We start from the raw sequence: 19,147 nt of genomic DNA, 5'->3' as shown, positions 1-19,147 counted from the left end.
CGGCGAACCCGGCACATAGTACGGCAGTACCCCGAAACATGTCACGGCAGAGCCATACGCTGACTACCCTATGAATTGCGATGACTACTCCCGAACCGGACGCGCCGAGCGCCGGCCCGGCCACTGCGCCCAGTGACGGGCCGGTCACTGTGCTGCCTGTGGAGGGAGTCGGCGGGGACGGGTTGCGCCGCAACGGGAAGTGGGTCGATCTGGCCGCCGTGGTGAGCTTCGTGGCGCTCGCCTTTTGGGTCACTTGCCGCCTCTGGTTGAACCCGGGCAGTGGGGTACGCGACAACCGCACTGACCAGTCGCAGTTCGAATGGATGTTGGCGCACGGTACGCGGGTCGTCACACGCTTCGTGTATCCATTTCATTCCGATCAGATGAACGTGCCTGACGGCGTCAACCTCATGGCCAATACGTCCGTATTATCCATTTCGCTGCCAATGACGCCCGTCACACTGCTGTTCGGCCCGCGCGCGGCATTCCTGCTCTTTCTCACGCTGGGGATGATCGCCACCGCCGTCTCCTGGTACTTCCTGCTCTCCCGCGTCCTCATCGGCGCTCGCGGGCCGTCCTGGCTGGGCGCGGGCTTCTGCGCGTTCGCGCCGGCCATGGTGTCGCACGCCAACGCGCACCCGAACATCGTGTCGCAGTACGTCGTTCCCTTGATCATCTGGCGGACGCTGCGGCTCGCCGAGCCCGGCCGTTGGCTACGCAACGGGGTGCTGCTCGCGCTGGTGATCGTCTGGCAGGCGTTCCTCAACCTGGAGATCCTCCTGATGACCGCGATCGGCCTGGGCGTTGTCGTCGTCGCGCTCGCCATCGCTCGCCCACCTCTGCGGTCGCGCGCCCGGCCGTTCCTCGCCGGCCTGGCCGTTGCCGCCGGGGTCGCCGCCGTGCTGCTGGCGTACCCGCTGTACGTGCAGTTCTTCGGCCCGGGCGCGTACTCCGGGCTGTCCAGCCTGATCCGCGGCTACTCCAGCGACCTCGCCTCGTTCGTCGCGTACGCCCGGGAGTCGCTTGCCGGCAGCCCGCGCACCGCCGGAAGCCTCGCCAAGAACCCGACCGAGGAGAACAGCTTCTTCGGCTGGTCCCTGCTGGTGCTGGTGGTCGCACTGGTCTGGTGGCTGCGGCGCTCGGTGGTGGTGCTCGCGCTGGCCGGGCTCGCCCTGCTCTTCGCGGTGCTCTCGCTCGGCCGGGAGGTCCGTTTCGCCGGTCGGGGCACCGGCGTGCCCGGGCCGTGGGCAGCCTTGGAGAACCTGCCGATCCTGCACTCGGTGGTGCCGACCCGCTGGGCGTTGGCCATAACCCCGATCATCGGAGTGCTGCTCGCCTACGGCGCCGAGCGCGTACGCGAGATGGCTGCCGCACACCCGACGGCCCGGCGGCAGATCCGCTTCGTCACCGCCACAGTGCTGACGATGGCCCTGCTGCCGATCCTGCCCACCCCGCTGCCCGTTGTCCGTCTCGACCCGGTCCCCACATTCGTGACGAGCGGAGCCTGGCGCCCCTACGTGGCCGGCGGACGCAGTGTGGTGACCCTGCCCCTGCCGGACACCACCTATGCGGAGCCGCTGCGCTGGTCGGCTGTGACCCGGCTGGACATGCCGCTGGCCCGCGGCTACTTCCTCGGCCCGGACACCCGCCCGAGCGCGGATCCGCCGAAGGTCGCGCTGTTCGGCGCGCCGCCCCGCACCACCAGCAGCTTCTTCTCCACCATCAGGCGTACCGGTGCGGTGCCGCCGATCACCCCGCAGAGTCGTGTGGACGCGGTCGACGACCTGCGCTACTGGCGCGCCGGCGCGGTAATCCTCGGCCCGCAGGAGCACGAGGACGCGCTGCGTCGGGGGATGACCGAGCTGACCGGAATCCAGCCGGTCTTCACCGGCGGCGTATGGGTGTGGGACGTCCGGCCGCTGACCGACTGAGCGGGGTTCAGGCCTGGAGTACCAGCGCGTTCACGGCTGGCGGACGCAGCAGCCCTGGCAGACCTTCGGGCTGGGCAGCGTGAAGGCGAGGCAGCAGGTGCGCCGCTGCACTGTCGGCTCGCCGGCCGGGCCGGGCACCAGCTCGACCAGGTCCGCCAGATCAAGTGCCCCGAGCACCGAGTCGATGTTCTGCACCGTCGGGCCGGGCAGGGCGTCAGCAGCCCGAAGGAGGCCGTGCGCGATGCCGGAGGCGACCGAACCGAGCAGGGTCCGGGTGCCCACCCGAACCTCGGACTGGATCGCCGTGATCAGCGGCGCCAGGTGCGCGTCGAGCAATGAGGCGCGCAGCTCGCCCAGCAAGGCCGTCTCGTCGGCGACGACGCGTACCTGCGGCAGGCCGGCCACCGCCAGTGGGTCGTTGGGCAGCACCGCCACAGTGATGCTGCGACGCAGGCCGAGGGTGATCAGGGGCCGGTGGTCCTCGAAGTGGATCAGTACGTCGGACGGGTCGAGCAGCGGCACCCGTCGGGCCGAGGCCCAGCCGAGCACGGCCGGCAGCGCCGTCCAGTAGCTGTAGGACTTCCAGGCCAGCGCGGCGCAGGCGTGCGGGGTGCCGCGCCACCGGACGCCTGCGCCGCGCAGCAACTCCGGCAGCCGGGTGCCGTCGATCAGCGTAGTGGCGGGTGCCCAGACGAACTCGTCGTCAACAAGCAGGCCGCGGGCGAGCCCAGGGAGGTCGTCGGTGCCGAACATGGCCTGCAGTGTGGCGGTGACGGGGGCGAGCGGCGTGGCGGTCATGTCCCGCCTCGGCATCACCGCTGTCACCGTGTCATCCCCTGTCCACGTGGCCGAGGAAGACCTCGGCGGACGGCAGTTGCGTCCTGAGCTAAGGCTAGCCTAACCAACCCGGGGTTATAAGGGAAGCCTCACCTCGGTCGGAGGCGGGAGGCCCGGGTCACGTCGGCTCCCAGCACGAGCGGCGCTCCGCCGTACTACCCGACGCTGCTCCTCGAAAACGCCGACCTCACGCCCGCAGCTCCACGGGTGCTTGTCAAGCGGAGTGTCGCCAAGTTGCCAGATGCGTGTGCGCTTCGCCACAGAACGTGAGAATGATATTCCCGGCCACGAGGACGCCGATGACGACATCCCCCCTCGAACGGGCTGCCGACTCCTTCGCGGCCGAACTCGCCCGGCAACGGACCGGACGCGGGCTCTCCAAGAAGCAACTCGCCGTCCTCATGGGGTTCGACCCGTCCTACGTGAGCCACGTCGAAGGGCGCCGGCACCGCCCCACCGAGGACTTCGCCCGCCGGGCCGAAGCCGTCCTGGAGGCCAGCGGCGCGATCTGGCAGCGCTTCCGGGAGTACGACGACCTCCGGCACGCCCGTACCGGCCACCCGCACCGCGAACCCCCCTCGCCCGGCCAGTGGCTGCCACCCGGCACCGGCCTGATCGTCGAACGGGAGCTGGCAGCCCTCACCCACACCGACAACGGCTACCGGTGCGTCATTCGCCGCGAGCTGTACAACGCCGGCACCGAGCCGGTCACCCGCTACCTGGCACGCGTGGCGGTCGACCGTTACCCGAACGACCCCGGCCGCTCCAACCGGCATCACCGCGAGCACCCCCTCACCTTCGCCGAACTGCAACTCCAGGCTCGCCGGGACGACAACGTCGGTGACCCCGAGCCGATGCACTGGCGGGCGAAGCACGACCGGGACGCCTTCAAGGAGATCTGGCTGCTGTTCGAGAACGGTGAGCGGCGCTTCCCGCTCTACCCCGGCGACCGGGCCACAATCGAGTACGCGTACAGCGTCGGCCAGGAGAAGTGGGGGCCCTGGTTCCAGCGGGCTGTCCGGCTGCCCACCCGTCATCTCGCCGTACGGCTGGACCTGCCGGCGGCGCTCGACCCACAGGTCTGGGGCGTGGAGACCTCGCTCTCGGCGGAGGAGGGCCCCCTGAGGACGGCGCCGCAGCGTCGCGACGCGGGCGACCGGGCGCTCTTCGACTGGCAGACCGACGACCCCCCGCTGAACGCCCGCTACCGCATGCAGTGGCGCTTCCGCGCCCGCCCGGACACCGACCCGGACGTCGGGCCCAACGGCGTCCGGGTCCGGCCCAGCGACCGGATGCGGGGGATCGGCATCGTGCAACGCGGCGACGACCTGCTGCGCCAGCGCGTCCGGCAGTTCGACCTGCCCGGCGAGGAACAGGCCGCCCGGGACATCGTCGACCGGCTCACCATGGCGCTTGCCCGCCTCGACGAACTGCATCCGTTCAGCAAGGGCGTCGGTATCGCCGCCCCGCAACTCGGCATCGGCCGGGCCGCGGCGGCAGTCCGGCCTCCCGACCGGTCGGCGGAGCCGGTCATCCTGCTCAACCCCCGGGTTGTCGACGCCGACCCGGAAACCGACGAGCAGTACGAGGGATGCCTCTCCTTCTTCGACCACCGCGGTCTGGTGCCCCGGCCGCTACGCCTCGACGTGGAACACGCCCAGTGGGACGGCAGCCGGGTCATCACGTCGTTCGAGTTCGGCATGGCCCGGCTCGTCGCCCACGAGATCGACCACTTGGAAGGTCGGCTCTACGTCGACCGGATGGCGCCCGGCGTGCCGCTGGTGCCGGTCGAGGAATACCGGGAAACCGGGCGTCCCTGGCGGTACTGAGCAGGGCGCCCCGGGCGGTGCTCAGCGGTGCGGAGCGACGACGGGGGCCGGGGCGCGTGCCCCAGGGGGCAGGGGCACGCGCCCCGGCTATGGGGGGAGGAACGTTCTAAAGGTCGCCGAAGGTGTCGTAGCGAATGTTCGGCGGCGGCACCCCGTCCGCTGCCAGCACCCGCAGCGCGGACCGGACCATCTGCGCCGAACCGGAGACGTAGCAGTCGTGCGTCGTCCATGGCCCGTACCGGGCCACCACGTCCGGGATGTCACCCACCTCGCCGTCGAAATCCCTGTCGTCGCTGCACGCCGCCGTGACGGACAACCACGGGTGTACGGCCACCAACTCCTGCAAGCCGGCCAGCCCGTACAGGTCAGCGGCCTGTCGTGCGCCGTAGAAGACGTGCACCCACCGCGTCCGGTTGTAGGTGGCCAACTCCTCCACCAGAGCCTTGATCGGCGCCAGCCCCACCCCGCCGGCAACGCAGAGGATGTCCCGCTCGGACGTGCGGTCCAGCGTCATCGAACCCATCGGCGCGGCCAGCCGCAGCAGGTGCCCCGGCCGCACCCGGCGGACGAGCGCACCGGACACCCATCCCGCGCCGGGGCTGCGAACGTGGAACTCCAGCACGTTGTCGTCGTTCGGGGCGTTCGCCACCGAGTAGTTCCGCCACACCCTCGGGTGGAAACGCGGCAACTCCAGGCTGACGTACTGGCCCGCCCGCCACGACAGCGGATGCTGCAACGCCCGGCAGGTCAGCACTGCGGTGTCCGGGCCGTACCGCTCATGGGTCAGCACCTCGGCGTGCCAGAACGGCGGGTTGCCGTCGTCGGCGGCACCGGCCACCATCTTCGCCGCGATCGCCGCGTACGCGTCCCGCCACGCCTGGTCGTACTCAAGGTTCCAGCCGTCGCCCGCCGTGCTGCGCAGGGCGTCCAGCAGCGCGACGCCCATCGTCGCGTAGTGCTTGTCGTCGACGTGGTACTTACGGTGGTCCCGGCCCAGCGCCCGCAGGAACTCGTCGAAGCTCTCCGGGTCGTCCACCGTGTGGATCGCCGTGATGATCGCCTCCAGCAGGCGGTCACCCTGACCGGTCATCTGCACCGGGAAGAGCTGCCGCAGGGCTGGGTCCAGCAGGAACAGCCGGGCGTAGAAATGGCCGCTCAGCCGCTCCCGGTCCTCCTCGACCAGGGTCCAGCTCTCCTTCAGCAACCGCGCGACATTCTCCACCGGGTGCTCCTTCTCCAGACGTCAGCGGATCGGGCATCCATAGAATCTCCACGGAGCGTGCACGCCGGTCGCACAGAATGTGCGATCGGCTCACGCGGCCCGATCGGCCGTACCTGCGGTGCCACCCGTCGGGCAGAGTGGTGCGGTGACCGTTGAGCTGACCCGCCCGGTGTCCCGGCGAGTGTTGGGGACAGAGACGCTGCTGGTCCTCGGCCTCTCCCTCGGCCAGTCCGCTGTCTACGCGGTGGTGTCGATCATCGCGAAGCTGACCGCCGAGGGGCCGCTCTCCAAGCAGACCGCCTCGCTGAACACCTCGGCGTCGGCCCGCCCCTGGCTGGACCTGACGTACCAACTGCTCGGCATCGCCTTCGCGCTGCTGCCCGTGCTGCTCGCCGTACACCTGCTCAGCCGCGACCCCGGCGACCCGGCGCGGACCCTCGGCCTGGACGCCCGACGGCCTGGTCAGGACCTGGCCCGAGGCGCCGGCCTCGCCGCGCTGATCGGCCTGCCGGGGCTGGCCCTGTTCTGGGTGGCGGCCCAGCTCGGCATCAACGCGACGCTGGTGCCGGCCGCGCTGCCGGATCTCTGGTGGACCGTGCCGGTGCTGATCCTCGCCGCCATCCAGAACGCCGTGCTGGAGGAGGTGATCGTGGTCGGCTACCTCGTCACCCGGCTGCGCCAGCTGCACTGGCGGCTGGTCACGATCATCGCGGCCAGTGCGCTGCTACGCGGCTCGTACCACCTCTACCAGGGCTTCGGCGCGTTCGTCGGCAACGCCGTGATGGGCGTCGTGTTCAGCCTCTTCTACCTGCGGACCCGGCGGGTGATGCCGCTGGTCATCGCGCACACGCTGCTCGACGTGGTCGCCTTCGTCGGCTACGCGCTGCTGCCCCGTGAGTGGTTCGACTGGCTCTGACGCGGCCGGTAGAGGGCCACCGCCCGCGCCGCGAGCCGTTCGGTCGCCGCCGAGTCGCCCAACGCCGCGGCGAGCACCGCCGCACCCGGCAGCAGCCGGGACGCCAACCGCAACGCCAGCCACCCGCCAGCCTGCGCCGTGAGCGGCGCGGCCAGCCGCCACGCGGCCTCCGCCGCCCTCGGCCACGGCTCCTCCGCCGGATCGCCCGCCGTCTGCGCGGCGGCCAACGCGGCACGCGCGCTCTCCGGATCCGGGTGCACCTGGGTCAGCACCAGCAGGTCGACGGCCCGGTCGGGATGCGCCGGATCCTGCCCGTACGCCGCCGCCAGGTGCAGCACCAGGTTCGACTGGGTCCAGAGCACCGACGCCAACTCCGCCACCGGCGCGAAGAGCCCCGCGAGCGCGGCCGTCGCCCCACCCGCTGCGGCCGCACCGACGTACCGCCGGGTGGCCAGCCGGGCCAGGCCGTCTGCCGGAGCGTCCGGATACCGACCCCGGAGCCGTTCGGCCCACTCGGCGGCGCTCGGCCCGAGCGCGGGCACCGCCGCCAGGGCCAACAACTCCGGCGCGAAACCCGGGTGGTCAAGCACGCGGGCGGTAACCGCCCGAAGATCCCATTCCGGGGTACGCCCCAGAGCTGGTGCCCGCTCGTGCGTGATCTGCTGTGCGGCTGGCGTGTGCACGACCTGCTGTGCGGCTGGCGCGTCCGCGACTGGTGCTTGAGCGGTCTGCTGTGCGGTCGGCTCGTGTGCGGCTGGCTCGTGTGGGGTCTGCTGCGCGGCTGGCGTGTGCGCGCGCTCGTGTGCGGCTGGCTCGTGTGAGGTCTGCTGCGCTGCCGGCTCGCTGCTCGTGGCGGCGCTGCTCGTGGCGGCGCTGCCGGTGAGGGCGAGGGGCGCCGCGACGTCGGGCTGGGGCTGCTCGGTCGCAGTCTCGGGTGCTGCTGTCGTGGCTTTCTTCGACGCGGCACTCTTGCGAGGGCTCGCCGCCCGCTTGGTCGGTGTGGCTGCCTTGGCCGGCGTGGTCGCCTTAGTGGGTGTGGCTGCCTTGCCCGGTGCGGCTCGCTTGGCCGGCGCGGTTCTTTTGGTCGAGGTGTCTTGTTCGGCCCGCCTGGCCTGGGCGGCTTGCTCGCTCTGAGTGGCCTGCTCGCTCGGGTCCGTCGTTGGTTCGATCGGGACGGCTGCCGGCACGGCTGAGGTCGGCGGAACCGGCGGCGCGGTCGTCGCGCTTGGGTCGCCGGCCGACGCTCGCGGCTTCTTGCCGGCGGGAGTCTTCCGCGTTGGGGTGGCGCGCGCCTTCGGTACCCGCGTCGCCGGACCGGCGGCTGCCTCTGCGCTTCTCTCGGGCGCTGACCTGTCCGGCGTGCGCGCCGTCGAACCCTTCGCATCGGCGGTACCCGCTTCATTCGCGTCCGCCGCAGGGGCGTCCGTCGCCACAGGGGCGTTCGGCCGGCTCGGGCCGTTGACGTCCGCTGGCGGGCTTTCCGGCACCTGGTTGGGGCCTGACTCCGCCCGTTCCGCCGGCCCTGCTTGATCGGCGTCCGGTGCCGAGGGTTGCGCGCGGGTGATCGTGCTGTCGGGCGTAAGAGCCGGCGGCCGCCTCGGCTGCCGGGGCAGGGGGCGCTCCGGCTCCGGTGGCTGGAACAGAACCGTCGGGGCGGGTCTGGTGCGCCTCGGGCGCTGCTCACCCGACGTATCCCCGGCCGCTGCAGGCTCCGACGGTGCCTTCTCCACGGCCTGCTCAGCGGCCGTCGGCGGAGTGAAGGTCGCCCGCGGAGGGCGCCGCCGCGCTCGGTCAGCAGGCTCTCGACGGGTCGGCTCGCTGGGCGGCTGCTCCTGCATATCGATGCAGCGTAGTCCCGATCACGCTGCCGCACAGCTCGGAACACGGGCTCCAGGAGCCGTGGCAGACGTACCCTGGAAGTCGTTTTGCTCCCGGTGGGTGGGGACCTGTATCCTCGGGCGCGGTGGTCTGCGGGCCACCTGGGAGACTTCGCCTAGTCTGGTCTATGGCGCCGCACTGCTAATGCGGTTGGGGTCTTAAAGCCCCTCCCGGGTTCGAATCCCGGAGTCTCCGCGCGAAAGTCAGGTGTGTACACTGGCTGAGCACGAGCGCCCGTAGCTCAATGGATAGAGCATCTGACTACGGATCAGAAGGTTAGGGGTTCGAGTCCCTTCGGGCGCACAGCAGATAGGGGCCGTTTCGGGAAACCGAGACGGTCCCTTTTCGGTGCGGTACAGCAACAAAGTGCAGCGCACCTGTGGATTAGTCGACGGCGCCCCCCCCGCACACGGTCGTGACGGTGCGAGCGCGACCAACCGGATCGCACCGCCGGTGACGCCTGGACGGTTCGTCACACCGGCTACCAGGTTCGACGGGCACGGCGTCGTTGATCATGGGCGGAGGGGCGGATCTGCGATTCGGCACCGCGCCCGTCGGCAGAAGCGTCGGACCTGTCGATGTCCGATATACTGCATGCGGCAACGTGACTACCTGTTGGTTCCCCGTCCGGTCCAGCGAAGGCCGCCTCGCAAAGAGGCCGGGGCGCCAGCCGAGCTACGCCGCTGGTGCCCTTGCGGACTGAGTCGCCGCCAGGCGGCCGTGCTGAATGACGGAGGTCACCGCCATGGAGCTGTTCGGGCGCGAGGTAGAGCTGGCGAGCATTACCCGCTTCCTCGAGTCGGCACGCGCTGGCGGTGACGTACGGATTGTCCGTGGCGAACCGGGTGTCGGGAAGTCAGCGCTCCTCGGTGCCGCCGCAAAACTCGCGACCGACTGCGGGATGCGCGTCCTCCGTGCCTCGGGGTCGGAGTTCGAAGCTGACATCAGTTACTCGGTCCTCAACCAGTTGCTGCTGCCCGTCCACTCGGAGATTCCGCGGCAGCCGCCCGGCCTGCGTGACGCGCTGAACGTCGCGCTAGGTTTCGGCCCAGGCCCGCCACCGCCTGTGTTGCTGGTGTGCAACGCGGCGCTGTCACTGCTGTCGACAATTGCGCGGAAGACACCCGTCCTGCTGCTCGTCGACGACGTGCAGTGGATCGACCGGCCGAGCGCTGTCGTGCTCGGTTTCATCGCGCGACGCGTCCAGGGCACACCGATCGGAGTTGTGGCGTCCTCGCGCACCAGCACCGAGAGCTTCCTTGACCGCCGCGGCCTCACCGAGGTGGTCGTACAGCCGCTCAGCCGGGAGGCCGCCACACAATTCGTCACCGTGCGCTATCCGGACATGTCGTCCCAAGTTCGGCAGCGGCTACTGGACCTGGCGGAAGGCAACCCACTCGCTCTTGTCGAGCTGCCGGCCACGTTGGCAGAGGCCGATCTGCCCGATCCCCTGTCGGAGCCGGGCGCGCCCGGCTCCGATGTGGTCCCGCTCAACAACCGGCTGCGGACCGTGTTCGCCGCGCGGGTCGGCGGACTGCCCGAGGCCACCCGACGACTGTTGCTGCTGGCGACCTTCGAGGGCAGCGGGGAGATCCGGGTACTGCGCGGGATGGCCAGCCTCACCGATCTGGCCCCGGCCGAACGCGCCCAGCTCGTTCGGGTCGACGACGTCGCCGGCCGGATAATCTTCCGCCACCCACTGATCCAATCGGCGATCGTCGCCGCGTCTACACACACCGAGCGGCGGGAAGCCCATCTCGACATCGCTGCGGCGCTCCCCAGTAACTGGGAACGCCGCGCCTGGCACCTGGCGGCGGCGGCGGCCGACCCCGACGAGACGATCGCCGCCATGCTTGACGAGGCGGCTCGGCGTGTCATGCAGCGCGGCGACGTGCTCGGCGCGGTGTCGAACCTGGTCCGCGCTGCTGAGTTGAGTGCGCTCGGGGAGAACCGGGCGCGACGGCTCGCGGAGGCGGCCTACCTGGGCGCGGAGGCAGGAGGAGCGGGCGCTGAGCTCGGTACGCTGCTGGCCGACGCGCAGACCGCCGATCTGGGTCCGTCCGGGGCACTCAGCGCGGCCAGCGCGGCCGCCTTGCTGATGATCAACGGCGACGGTGACGTGCACACCGCCCACCGGCTGCTCGCCGGGGCCATCGAGACCGGACAGCACGGCTGGCGAGCCGACGACCCGGCGTTGGACGAGGCGATGCACACCCTGCTTCTGCTCTGCTGGTATGCGGGAACACCCGGGCACTGGGCGGTTTTCCACCGCGCCTTGGACCGTCTCATTCCCGGCCCGTCGGACATTCTCTCGGTGATGAGCAGAACCTTCCCGGACCCGGTACGCACCGGCGCGGCCGCGATACCCGACCTGGACGCCCTGCTCGGCACCCTGGCCGACGAGCGCGACCTCACCAGAGTCATGCGCATCGGAACCGCCTCGGTGTACGTCGACCGGCTCGCCGAGGTCCGGGAGTCGTCGTGGCGGCTGGTCCAGCAGGGCCGTGACGGCGGCGCACCGCGTCGTCAACTCGGAGCGCTCCAGCATCTGTGCGTCGACGGCTACTTCACCGGCCGGTGGGACGAGGTCGAGGAACTGGCGAAAGAGGGCCAGAAAGCCTGCCGTGAAGCTGGTTTGCCTTTCCTCACCTGGTATTTCCTGTTCAACCGGGCGAACGTCGCGGCGGGCCGTGGCCTGACCGACGAGGCCTACGCGCTGGCCGACGAGATAACCCGCTGGGCACTCCCACGAGGAGTCGCCGGCGCCGTGGCCGTCGCGCACTACCCGCGTACGCTCGCCGCCGCGGCTGAGGGCGACTTCCAGTCCGCATACCTGCACGCCACCGCTATCAGCCCGGCCGGAGTGCTGGCACCGTACACGCCGATCGCCATGTGGGCCATCATCGATCTCGTCGAAGCCGCTCTGCGTACTGGCCGGACGACCGAGGCGCGGGCCCACGCCGACGCCGTACGCAGGGCGGACCTGGCTGCGATCTCCCCTCGAATGGCGCTGATCCAGCACGGCGTCGACGCCCTCGTTCTCGACGATGAGGAAGCGAGCCGGCGCCTTGAGGAGGTGCTCAGCGCCCCCGCCACGCAACGGTGGCGCTTCGAGGCTTCTCGCATCCGGCTGGCCTTCGCCGAGAAGCTGCGCCGGGGTAAAGCCTTCGCCCGCGCCCGCGAACATCTGCTCGAAGCGCACACCGGTTTCGCCGCCATCGGCGCCGAGCCGTGGTTGACACGCGCCGCGCAGGAGTTGCGGGCCACCGGATACCGCCCGGCCATCGTCGACGAGCCGGGACCGCTCACGTTGACCACCCAGGAGCTCGAGATCGCTCACCTGGCCGCGAGCGGCCTGAGCAACAAACAGATAGCCGAGCGAATGTTCCTGTCCCATCGCACAGTCGGCGCCCACCTCTACCGGATCTACCCGAAACTCGGAATCTCCTCCCGCGCCGGCCTCCGCGACGCGCTGTCGACCATCCGTCGCTACAGTCCGTGACCTGATCTTCACGAGGTTCACCCCCGGGTGCCTCCTTGCCGAAGGCGCCGCATCGTCGGCGCAGCGGTCCCGTCATCCCCGCAGACGCAGGGCTGCGGGAGAACGCGCGGGGACGGCCGGTTGCCGCGGGTGTCGCCGACGGACCCGGCCGGCTCCCCACCACCGATACCGGACGTCGACGTCCGGGGCGTTGACCGACCCGCCGTATCTGTCGAATGACTTACGTGCTGCCCGTCGCACCGGGCAGGTGGCCGTTAGTGCCGGGTTCGTAGACATGGCGGGTGAGCCGATCCGGGCTGCGGCGGCCTCGCCGATCCGCTCCCGATGCCACGCGTCTTGTCGAACCGGCCAGCAAAATGACTGATTCTCGCAGCGCCCTCCGGGACGAACCTGGAGTTGGCCGGCACACCGAAATTGATGACCGTCGCCAGGCGAGCCACCAACCGGCATTTCCAGTCTGACGCACTGACCCACGCAGGATCACCCGACCATCGTTCACAAGGCGGAGCGCGAGCCTTATGCCCCGTCTGACATGCGATCACATGTCAGAAGTGATGGTCGCCTACCCACATTGACCCGCTCCGGGGAACGCCGGTGCGGCAACGGAAGGAATGACCTCATGAGCATCACCGGTCAAGAAATCAAGAATGTCGTGCTGGTGCACGGCGCGTTCGCTGACGGTTCGGGCTGGCGCGGCGTGTACGACAACCTGACGGCCCGGGGTTACCGGGTGATGATCGTGCAGAACCCGCTCACCTCGTTCGAGGACGACGTCGCGGCGACCACGAGGGTGCTCGACCTGCAGGACGGTCCGACGATTCTGGTGGCCCACTCCTGGGGTGGCACGGTCATCACCGAGGTCGGAGTCCACCCGAAGGTCGCCGGTCTGGTCTACGTGTCGGCGCTCGCCCCCGACGAGGGCGAGACCACCGCCCAGCAGTACGAGGGATTCGCCCCGACGCCCGACTTCGTCATCGACGTCGGCGAGGACGGATTCGGCTTCCTCAACCACGACAAGTTCAAGGCCGGTTTCGCGGCGGACGCCAGCGCCGCCGACGCGGCCTTCCTGCGCGACTCGCAGGTTCCGATCAACATGTCGGTCTTCGGGACGCCGGTGAAGAACGCGGCTTGGCGTGACAAGCCGAGCTGGGCCGTCATCGCGACCGAGGACAAGGCGTTCGACCAGGCCATGCTGCAGCACATGGCCGAGCGTGCCGGTGCGACGATCACCAACGTCTCGGCCAGCCACGACCTGTTCATCACCCAGGCCGATGTCATCTCCGACGTGATCGTGACTGCCGCGCGCAACGCCGCCGGCAGCTCTCACTGACGTTACTCACGGCCGGCTCGCACCGCCGTGCGAGCCGGCCTCGAGCCCGCCGGAGCGTGATCGCATGCTCGTCATGCCGTTTGATGTGGCCCTGTGGATCGAGCTCTTCGCCGCCGGACTCGGTGGCCTTCAGGGTGCCCTGTTCGCGGCCGGAGAAAGGCACCGCCGCATCGACGTGCTCGGTGTCATCGTGATCGGACTGGCCGTCTCACTCGGCGGCAGCCTGCTGCGTGACATCGTGCTCAATCAGCCGCCGGTCGTGATTTGGATGAACTGGTATCTGCTGGTGGCCGGCGGGTCGGCCGTCCTCGGCATGCTGCTGCAGCCGGTGTTCGCACGAGCCGGATGGCTGCTCGCCACGCTCGACGCGGTCGTCATGGGGCTGTTCGGCGCGATCGCCGCCTCGAAAGCGTTGTCGCTCGGCGTCGGCGCGGCCGGGGCGCTCGTCGTCGGGGTCATCGGAGCCATCGGAGGGGGCATACTGCGCGACGTCATCCTGAACCTGCCGGTCTCCTTCCTACAGGTCGGCAGCCTCTATGCCGTCGCTGCGGGGGCTGGCGCCGGCACACTGATCGTGCTCGCCGGATTCGGCACGCCCATCCCGATCGCGGGTCTCATCTGCCTGCTCGTGACCACGGCCATTCGTCTGCCCGCAGTCCGTTTCGGCTGGACCTTCCCCGAGCAGCGCGCACTGAAATCCAGGCGTACGACCGGTCCCTGAGCCCTCGACGATGCCGTGTGGACTGAACTCGTACCGCGGCGGGACGCATGGTGTGGCTCATTCGGAACCATCGTGTGCGGGTCGAACTTCTGCTTGACCCCGAGGAGGCGGTCGTAGTTGGCGCCGCCGCACACTCGCTCAGCGTCCGCGGATCGAGGGCCTCTCCCGGAGAGAGGAAGTCCACCCAGGCCTGCGCCTGCACTGACGTCCGCGTCCAAGCGTGCGTCAGGCGCCTCAGCCGGGCACCGAGGCCACCCTCGAACGACGGCGGCCTCACGCCTGGTTGTTCTTCGGACGCTCGGCCAGATCGACGACAGCACGGTCGCGCGGGAACTCTGCCCCGACGGCGGCGTCGTCCACCAACCACCGCCCCGTGGTGTCCATCAGGCTGGTCACGCTGGTGACCACAGAGACTATGGCTCCATCAGAGCGCCGGATCATCGACTGGACGAGCCGGACGATTTTCGGGGCCAGGTACTCGAAGCGGGTTACGACGTCGACCTCGTCCCCGAGGACCAACTCATCGAGGTACTTGATCGACACCTCCAGATCCACCGGTCCGAGGCCCGCCGCCGCCAGTTCCTTGATCGACAGGCCGGCGTCGGCCAGAGCGGCACACCGGGCCCGGATCGAATAGTCGAGGTACCGCGGGCTCCGGACACTCCCGTTGGCGCCGATGTCGTCACTGCCGACGGTGATGGACGCCGTGTGTGTCGCACCGTCGTAGCGGGAAAACGAACTCCGGCTGCCCGGGATCACCGTACATCGTTCTGATCTCTTCTTCTCCGTTGCGAGCGCGCAGGTCTTGTCCTCTCTCCGTACGCTGGACCACTCGAGAATCTCGCGATAGGCCGCTTGAACCTCGGCGCCGGGGTCCACGCCCAGTTCGTCGAGCAGCTTCCGGCGTAGCGAGTGGTAGCGGGCGATCGCCTCAGCCTGTTGACCGGCGGCCGACAACACCAGGATGAACCTCGCCTGGAGCGCTTCATTGAAGAATTGATGGGTCGCCACCCGTCTCAGTATGTTGAGCACGGAGCGACCGCTGTCGAGACGAAGCGACAGATCGGCTGCCTCGACGGCGGCAGCGGCGCATTCGTGGTCGATGGCGTTGAACGGCGCCAGTTGGTCGACCAGCAGGTCCGAAGCGCCGGCGCACGGCCCCCGCCACATTTCCAGGGCTTTCGTGTACGCCGTCAGCGCCGCATCCGGATTGCCGGTGTCGGCTGCCGCGCGGGCCTCCTCGGCAAGCTTCCGGAAAGCCAGCAGATCCAGGTTGCTCTCGTCGGCCACGACGCGGTAGCCGGCTGCGTCGGAGGTGATCCAGCGCCCCTGGGCCCGGGGTGCGATATCCGGTTCGAAAAGATGGCGCAGGTTCCCGATACAGCGGTGGATTATGTTTTTGGCACTTGCCGGGGGCTGGCTCCCCCACAGCATCGTGATCACCTCCTGAGTGCTCACCGGTTGCCCGGCCCGAGTCAGCAGGAGCGCCAGAATCAGGCGCTGCTGGCGGGGTCCAAGATCGAGATCCTGGCCGTCGCGCCGTACCCGAAGCGGGCCCAGGAGTTCGAACAGCAGAGGCCGGCCCCTGTCACCGAGATCGGTCATGGCTGGTTCTTCCGCCGCGAATGCGGACTGTGCGGGATTGCAGCCATCATGTGGTGTACTCCCTCCGAGGCTCCCGAGGTGGTGCCGTCGGTTACCACCTTCGGGTTCGGGGCGCTCCGGTGAATCAGTCAAGCGTTCATGGATCTCAAGGGAGCGTGGACGCGATGCCGTGCGTGGCGGCTCGAATGCCCGGCCTATGCCCTCATGGGCGTTGTGGCAACCTGCCAGTGCGACATTTCCCGCGTGTTCAAGGTGTGGTCGTTTGACTGAAGACAAGAAACCTGATGCGCCCGTGCCGCCGGGCCTGAGCCCGGAAGAGTTGACAGCCGTCAACCGCTGATCGTGCAATAGTGTCGTACCTCATTGCTGAGCAGCGAGAGCTGTGTCGATCGGGGCATTGTCGTGGGAGGCTTGTTCGGGCGGAGCGCCGAGCTCGCACAGATCGAGCGCTTCCTCGAATCGGTTCGCTCCAGCGGTGACATCTGGATGCTCCGGGGCGACGCCGGCATCGGCAAGTCCGCACTCCTCGCCGCCACCGGCGATCTTGCGGCCGCCAAAGGCATGCGGGTGTTGCGGGCGTCCGGCTCGGAGTTCGAGGCGGCGATCAGCTACTCGATCCTCCACCAGCTGTTGTTGCCGCTGCGCGCCGAGATCAAGCGCCTTCCCCCCGGCCTCCGTGACGCTCTGACGGTTGCCCTGGGCCTCGGCCCCGGCCCGGCGCCTGCCGCTCTGCTGGTCTGTAATGCAGCTCTGTCGTTGCTGGCGGCTGTCGCCAAGCATGCGCCGATCGTCCTGCTGGTGGACGACGCCCAGTGGGCCGACCGTCCGAGCGCCGTCGCGTTGGGCTTCATCGCGAGACGGGTCGAGCATTCCCCGATCGGCGTGGTGGTGTCATCCCGCGTCGGCGCCGTCAGTCATCTCGATTGGCGCGGCTTGGCCGAGCTGGAGATACAGCCTCTCACCCGGGAGGCGTCCGGACATCTGGTGGACGCCCGCTTCCCGAAGCTGCCTCCGCAGATCCGGCAGAGCCTACTCGGTCTGGCGCAGGGCAATCCGCTGGCGCTGGTCGAGTTGCCGGGGACGCTGATGGGCTCGGCCGCGCATGACTGGAAACCGACAGCTGTGGTGCCGCTGACCGAAAGGCTTGAGCAGCTGTACTCCAGACGGATCGCCGAACTGCCGTATGACACCCGCCGCCTACTGCTGATCGCGACGTTCGAGGGCCACGGAGATCTTCGCGCCCTCCGCACCATCACCGATCTCGCCCATCTCGCCCCAGCGGAGCGCGCGCAGCTCCTGACCGTGGACGACACGGCCGCCCGCGTCACGTTCCGCCACCCGTTGATCAAGTCAGCAGTCGTCGCATCGGCGACTCATGAGGAGCGACGGCTGGCCCACATCGCCATCGCCGACGCGCTCGCCGGTGATCAGGAACGTCACGCCTGGCACCTGGCCGCAGCCACCGACGGGCCGGACGAGACAGTGGCGGCATTGCTCGAGCAGTCGGCACCAGAAATCATGCAACGCGGGGACGTGCTGGGGGCTGTCGCCGCCATGGCACGGGCGGCCGAGATGAGCGCCACCAAGGAGAACCGGGCCCGGCGGATGGTCGAGGCCGCCTACCTCGGGGCCGAGGCGGGCGGCGCCGGGAAGGACCTCGGCATGCTGCTTGCCGATGCCCGCGCGGTCAGTCCGGACTCCGCTGATTCGCTGCGTGCGGCTACCGTTGCGGCGTTGCTGATGGTGGACGGCGACGGTGCCCTGCACGCAGCGATCCGGCTGCTCGGCGGGGCTGTCGAGATCGGCGATCACGCCTGGCGAGGCGACGATCCGGCACTGGAAGCAGCCATGCAGACATTGCTGCTGCTCTGCTGGTTTGCGAGCGACCCGGAGAGCTGGGCGCTGTACCAGCGCGCGTTGAGCCGGCTCGAGACAGACCCGTCGGATGTTCTTGCGGTGACGAGCGCGGTCATCCCCGATCCGGTACGCACCGCCGCCGCCGCACGGCCCGCGTTCGACGCTCTGCTCGCCACCTTGGCCGGCGCGAAGGATTTCGCTCGGGCCATGCGGATCGGTTTCGCTGCGTTCTACCTTGACCGGCTCGGGGACATCCGGGATTCGTCGTGGCGGGTGCTTCAGTCCGGCCGCGAGGGCGGTGCGCCCCGGCTGAAGGTCGGTGCCCTGATGTATCTGTGCCTTGACGACTTCTCCACGGGCCGGTGGGAGGAGGGCAGGAGGCTGGCCGAGGAGGGACAGCAGCTCTGCGCCACGAGAGGGTCGCAGTTCCTGATCTTCAACTTCCTGTACTGCCGAGCCCTCCTGGCCGCCGGTCGGGGGGACGTGGGCGAGGCTTTCGAGCTGGCGGACGAGATGACCCGGTGGGCACAGCCGCGCGGTGTGGGTCTCGCGATGACCATCGCGTACCACCCGCGCGTTCTGGCCGCCGTGGCCCAGGGCGACTACGAGTCGGCTTACCGGTACGCCAGCGCGATCAGCCCGGCCGGCGTGCTGGCGCCGTACGTTCAGGTGGCCACGTCCGTGATGTTCGACCTGGTGGAAGCGGCGCTACGCACTGGCCGGACCGCCGAGGCACGCGCACACGCCGACGCCATGCGAGTGGCTGATGTGGCGGCGATCTCGCCGCGGATGGCGCTCATCCAGTGCGGGGTTGACGCCTTGGTCCTCGGTGACGAAGCAGCCGTGGCGCGGCTGGAGGAGGCGTTGGCGGAGCCCAATGCGGAACGCTGGCTGTTCGATGCGTCGCGCATCCGGCTCGCCCTCGCCGAAAGTCTCCGTCGACGCAAAGCACCCTCAGCCGCCCGAGTCCACCTGCTCAACGCGCGGATCGGCTTCGCGGCGATGGGTGCCGAGCCGTGGCTCGCTCGCACCGTCCACGAGCTGCGAGCCAACGGATATCGGCACGGTCCCGCCCGCCGGCCGCCGATCGCCCTGACGGCTCAGGAACTCGAGATAGCCGATCTGGCGGCCAGCGGGCTGACAAATAAACAGATCGCGGAGCGCCTCTACATTTCGCACCGAACGGTGAGCGCCCACCTTCATCGGATCTACCCGAAGCTCGGCATCACGGCGCGGGCCGGACTGCGTGACGCTCTTGCCGAGCAAGAATCCGCAGGCCGGCCCGGCTCCGACGGGTAAGGCACCGCTGAGACGTCTTCCCGGTTCAGGGGCGTTCCGGCGAGGGGGAGAGGGCTGGCCGAGCGACTATGACTGTCGCCGGTCGGCCGGGGCGGCCGTCCCGGCAATGGCGAAAGAGGGTAATCCGGGCCGGCGTCGGAGTCGTCCGGAGAAGAATGACTGATTCGGTGGCTGCCCGGAGCGGGGGAGAGTGGCCCTCCAACCGCCAGGAGAAGAGGGC

General features: G+C 69.5%; 12 protein-coding genes and 2 tRNA genes. 10 read left to right on the top strand and 4 right to left on the bottom strand.

Translation table 11 applies throughout. From position 1 onward, the window contains the following. The first annotated feature begins 80 nt into the window (after positions 1–80). The gene (locus ADK66_RS00365) at positions 81–1,931 is read left to right on the top strand and encodes a hypothetical protein (protein WP_231639854.1); all 1,851 of its coding nucleotides are present in this window, start codon (positions 81–83) and stop codon (positions 1,929–1,931) included. A 30-nt stretch (positions 1,932–1,961) separates the two neighbouring features. Here the strand turns inward: ADK66_RS00365 and ADK66_RS00360 are convergent, their stop codons facing one another. Beyond that, complete coding sequence (locus tag ADK66_RS00360) at positions 1,962–2,744, bottom strand: IucA/IucC family C-terminal-domain containing protein (protein WP_053651473.1); 783 nt, start codon at positions 2,742–2,744, stop codon at positions 1,962–1,964. A gap of 323 nt (positions 2,745–3,067) precedes the next feature. Here ADK66_RS00360 and ADK66_RS00355 point away from each other — a divergent pair, with 323 nt between their 5' ends. After that, a complete protein-coding gene (locus ADK66_RS00355; protein ID WP_053651471.1) occupies positions 3,068–4,597 on the top strand; it encodes a peptide deformylase in 1,530 nt (509 codons plus the stop codon). Between the two features lie 106 nt (positions 4,598–4,703). Here the strand turns inward: ADK66_RS00355 and ADK66_RS00350 are convergent, their stop codons facing one another. Further along, the gene (locus tag ADK66_RS00350; RefSeq protein ID WP_053651469.1) at positions 4,704–5,819 is read right to left on the bottom strand and encodes a globin domain-containing protein; all 1,116 of its coding nucleotides are present in this window, start codon (positions 5,817–5,819) and stop codon (positions 4,704–4,706) included. Positions 5,820–5,964: 145 nt separating this feature from the next. Between ADK66_RS00350 and ADK66_RS00345 the strand changes: the two genes are divergently transcribed. Next, positions 5,965–6,735: a CPBP family intramembrane glutamic endopeptidase gene (locus ADK66_RS00345; protein ID WP_053651467.1), complete on the top strand. Its 771-nt coding sequence runs from the start codon at positions 5,965–5,967 to the stop codon at positions 6,733–6,735. Here ADK66_RS00345 and ADK66_RS32080 read toward each other — a convergent pair. After that, complete coding sequence (locus ADK66_RS32080; RefSeq protein WP_231639853.1) at positions 6,696–7,325, bottom strand: EcsC family protein; 630 nt, start codon at positions 7,323–7,325, stop codon at positions 6,696–6,698. The two genes, ADK66_RS00345 and ADK66_RS32080, sit on opposite strands and share 40 nt — an antisense overlap. Before the next feature lie 60 nt (positions 7,326–7,385). On the opposite strand from ADK66_RS32080, the gene ADK66_RS32075 reads away from it, so the two are divergent. The 6 genes from ADK66_RS32075 to ADK66_RS00315 all read left to right on the top strand — a co-directional run bounded on the left by ADK66_RS32075 (position 7,386) and on the right by ADK66_RS00315 (position 14,166). Continuing rightward, positions 7,386–7,556 (top strand): hypothetical protein, encoded by a 171-nt coding sequence (locus ADK66_RS32075; RefSeq protein ID WP_231639852.1) that lies wholly within the window; start codon positions 7,386–7,388, stop codon positions 7,554–7,556. A gap of 1,161 nt (positions 7,557–8,717) precedes the next feature. After that, a tRNA-Ser gene (locus ADK66_RS00335) sits at positions 8,718–8,808 on the top strand. Between the two features lie 35 nt (positions 8,809–8,843). Next, positions 8,844–8,916 (top strand) — tRNA-Arg (locus tag ADK66_RS00330). A gap of 424 nt (positions 8,917–9,340) precedes the next feature. Next, complete coding sequence (locus ADK66_RS00325; RefSeq protein WP_053651466.1) at positions 9,341–12,115, top strand: AAA family ATPase; 2,775 nt, start codon at positions 9,341–9,343, stop codon at positions 12,113–12,115. Between the two features lie 619 nt (positions 12,116–12,734). After that, entirely contained in the window at positions 12,735–13,445 is a 711-nt protein-coding gene (locus ADK66_RS00320; protein WP_082377096.1) for an alpha/beta hydrolase, read from the top strand. Positions 13,446–13,509: 64 nt separating this feature from the next. After that, entirely contained in the window at positions 13,510–14,166 is a 657-nt protein-coding gene (locus tag ADK66_RS00315) for a trimeric intracellular cation channel family protein (protein WP_053651461.1), read from the top strand. 273 nt (positions 14,167–14,439) lie between these two features. Here ADK66_RS00315 and ADK66_RS00310 read toward each other — a convergent pair whose 3' ends face one another. Next, complete coding sequence (locus ADK66_RS00310) at positions 14,440–15,771, bottom strand: BTAD domain-containing putative transcriptional regulator (RefSeq protein ID WP_082377095.1); 1,332 nt, start codon at positions 15,769–15,771, stop codon at positions 14,440–14,442. Between the two features lie 363 nt (positions 15,772–16,134). Here ADK66_RS00310 and ADK66_RS00300 point away from each other — a divergent pair, with 363 nt between their 5' ends. After that, on the top strand, positions 16,135–18,927 hold the full coding sequence (locus ADK66_RS00300) for an AAA family ATPase (RefSeq protein WP_082377094.1): 2,793 nt from the start codon (positions 16,135–16,137) through the stop codon (positions 18,925–18,927). The last annotated feature ends 220 nt before the right edge of the window (positions 18,928–19,147 follow it).

Source organism: Micromonospora sp. NRRL B-16802 (assembly GCF_001279555.1).
Classification (GTDB): Bacteria; Actinomycetota; Actinomycetes; order Mycobacteriales; family Micromonosporaceae; genus Micromonospora; species Micromonospora profundi.
This window is presented reverse-complemented; position numbering and strand designations above follow the sequence as displayed.